This is a genomic window from Bacillus hominis (genome assembly GCF_018332515.1).
Classification (GTDB): domain Bacteria; phylum Bacillota; class Bacilli; order Bacillales; family Bacillaceae_G; genus Bacillus_A; species Bacillus_A hominis.
This window is the reverse complement of record NZ_BOQD01000457.1, coordinates 1-3,526: the sequence shown is the minus strand read 5'-3', so window position 1 is coordinate 3,526 and position 3,526 is coordinate 1. Positions and strand designations below refer to the sequence as shown.

The 3,526-nt window shown below is 31.5% G+C and carries 3 protein-coding genes; all 3 read left to right on the top strand.

The window, feature by feature from the left end:
• Positions 1-1,321: HAMP domain-containing sensor histidine kinase (locus KI356_RS26340; protein ID WP_238486244.1), on the top strand; the 1,321-nt coding region annotated here is incomplete at its 5' end.
• A 148-nt stretch (positions 1,322-1,469) separates the two neighbouring features.
• Entirely contained in the window at positions 1,470-2,459 is a 990-nt protein-coding gene (locus KI356_RS26335; RefSeq protein ID WP_212936921.1) for a zinc-binding dehydrogenase, read from the top strand.
• A 273-nt stretch (positions 2,460-2,732) separates the two neighbouring features.
• Positions 2,733-3,332, top strand: a complete 600-nt coding sequence (locus KI356_RS26330; protein ID WP_212936920.1) for an undecaprenyl-diphosphatase — start codon at positions 2,733-2,735, stop codon at positions 3,330-3,332.
• Positions 3,333-3,526 lie beyond the last annotated feature (194 nt).

The window sequence follows — 3,526 nt, the reverse complement described above, 5'->3', positions numbered from 1 at the left end:
GTATAGCGCATTACAATTCATTGTAATTAATAAGTGGACTATAGATTATGAACAGAAACAAATAAACAGACAAGTAACAGAAATAGCGGCATATTTTCAAGATAAAAATGATACGCTCTCGAGCAAAACATTTGAAAATAGTAAAGAATTTCTAAACAACATGATCGATAAGCATCAAATGATTCGTATTATAGGAAATGACGGAAAACCTATTGTCACCGTTTCGAGAGATTTTAATGAAGCGTGGATAGAACCCAAAATGGTTACGCAAGATGAATCATTTATAAAAAGACATATAGAGGATCGAATATTAGTTGAGCGTATCCCCATTCAAACAAAGAAATTTACTGGAACTATTGAGCTTGCGAAAAACTTAGAGACATTTGATCATTTATTAAAAATAATTTTAGTAGTAATGGCTATTGCAGGAATATGTGGATTAGTGTTTAGTTTTTTAGGCGGAATACTTATAACGAAAAAGCTTTTATCCAGTGTTCAAAATATAACGGATACGATGAAGCGTATTAAGAAAAACGGACTGAACGAAAGGGTTCCAGTAAGAGAAAATAATGATGAACTCGCAAAATTATCGATCCTTTTTAATGAAATGATGGATGAAGTAGAAACCTCATTTACACAGCAAAAACAGTTTGTAGAAGACGCATCACATGAATTAAGAACACCATTAACAATTATTCAAGGGCACTTATCAATGCTAAATCGATGGGGGAAAAATGATCCAGCAGTATTGGATAAATCCCTTCAATCCAGTTTAAAAGAAGTAGATCGATTAAATAAATTAGTTTCAGAACTGCTAGAGCTATCAAGGGCCGAATCAGAACAGATGCATCCAATAGCAGCCGAACGAGTCCATGTTAATAGCGTATTAAAACAAGTTACACAAAACTTTGCAGTACTCCAAACTGACTTTCAATTTGATATAAAATTGGATGCAGATGAGGCATATGTTTCAATGCCGTCATCATACTTAGAACAAATTATTATTATTGTAATGGATAATGCAGTGAAATATACAAAAGAAGCTAATAAGTATATTTGTATTGAATCAAATATACAGTCGGGGAAAATTAATATTCGCATAATAGACCATGGAGCGGGAATACCTGCAGCAGATTTACCTTTTGTTCTTAACCGTTTTTATCGAGTTGATAAAGCGAGAAGTCGTAAACAAGGTGGCAATGGACTAGGTTTATCAATTGCAAAAAGGCTTGTAGAAAAATATAACGGAACTATTCAATTAGAGAGTAAAGAAAATGAAGGAACAATTGTTACAATTACATTTCCTTATGTTACTCATTGATAGTAAAAGGTAGAAAATCCGATTCAGAAGAGCTCTTTAAAAGGAGGAATACATTTGTATTTCCTCCTTTTTTGATGCGTACAAATCAAAAAAATTTATTTGTTTTGATATTTCTAGTACATTAAAAGTATTAAGGGGGGAATAATTAATGAAAGCTATTGTACATCAATATAAAACAGGATTAGAAGGTTTAGAATATAAATTATCAACCGAGATAACACCTAATGTTGGGGAAGTTAAAGTGAAATTAAAAGCAGCAGGTTTAAATCATCGTGATTTATTTATAATGAATAATAGAAAAGAAATGGAATTACCATTAATTTTAGGGTCAGATGGTGCAGGTATTGTTACGGAATTAGGGGAATGTGTTTCAAATATCGCACTACATACAGAGGTTATTATAAATCCTAGTATTGGATGGAATAATACTCACGAAATACCAGCTTTACCTGAAGTACTAGGTGGACCAGCAGATGGAACGTTTGCCGAATATGTTATTGTGCCAGCTGAAAATGTAGTGAAAAAGCCATCATATCTTACGTGGGAAGAATCTGGTGTGTTATCTTTATCGGCATTGACTGCATATAGAGCGCTTTTTACAAAAGGTAAATTGAAATCTGAAGAACATGTTCTAATTCCAGGAATCGGCGGTGGTGTAGCAACTTTTGCAATGTTATTTGCTAAAGCAATTGGAGCAAAGGTGAGTGTTACTTCAAGAATAGAGAACAAAAGAAAGATTGCAGAAAAATATGGAGCGGACTATGCTTTTAATAGTTCTGGTACTTGGGAAGAGTGCTTACATGGAGAAAAAGTAGATTTAATTATAGATAGTATAGGTCCGGCGATTTTCTTAAAATATTTTGATGTATTAAAACCTAATGGAAGAATCGTTAATTTTGGTGCAAGTTCAGGAGATAAAATTGAATTGCCGTTACGAGCATTATTTTATAATCAAATCGATATTATGGGAACATCAATGGGCAGCAGTGAAGAATTTAATGAGATGATTCGTTTTATAGAGGAACATAATATTAAACCAATCATTGATAAAGTATATCCATTAGAAGAAACAATTCAAGCTTTAAATCGAATGCAGCAAGGAGAACAATTCGGTAATATTGCCCTTCGTATGAAATGAAAATATGATTTCAGAGAAATTATATTTAAATGAATATGTTATGTATTATATCCATGCAGAGAGTGTTTACCATACTATTTAAAATGGTTTACAACCTTTATACATAGTTAGATCGTGTAAATAGTTACACGATTGTCAAATGAATAGTAGCAAAATGAGAATTAGATGAGAAAAGTTTAAGCCCATTTTCATATGGATATTGTATACTGTGTAAATCAAGAACACTTGTATCTTTATTTAAAGTACAATGAGAAATAATAAGGAGAGAGTAATATGAACTACACAGTATTTCAATGGATTAATAATTTTGCTGGATCATCCAAGCTATTAGATGCGCTAATGATCGCTATTACAAATAGTGTTCCATATGTAGCTATTCTATTTATGCTTATCCTATGGTTCAATAATGGAAAGAAAGAGAATGCAATTAGAAAACAATATACAGTGTTATATACAACACTTTCAGTTAGTATTGCATTATTAGTAAATGTTATTATACATGCGGTATATTATCATCCGCGTCCTTTTATAACACATCATGTAAATCAATTAGTACCGCATGCAGCAGATTCATCATTTGTAAGTGATCATTCTGTACTTGTATTTTCGATTGCTTTCGTATTTATTCTAAGAGGAGAAAAACTTAAATATATTGCACTTATATGGGCAATATTAGTCGGTGTGTCACGCATGTACGTAGGTGTTCATTATCCTCTAGATATACTTGGGGCTGCGTTCTTGACATTTATTACGAGTGGATTAGTAATACAAAGCACACGCATACTTGAACCGTTAGCTAGTTTTATTTTCAAAATGTATGCACTAGTAGCAAAACGAGTTCCTTTTTTAGCTAAATATAACCATATAGCTTAATCGTAAGAACCTACAAAAAGTAGGTTCTTTTTATTTGAAAATTCTTAAATTTCACTTACCGTATTTTATATTAAAAAATATAAAATTAATAAAAAACAAACAGTAACAGAGCTGGTTTTCTTATTGTTATAGAGGAATTAGTAAAAAAACTTCGAAAAATATAGTATCTAATATAATAAAAAACATATTAAGTA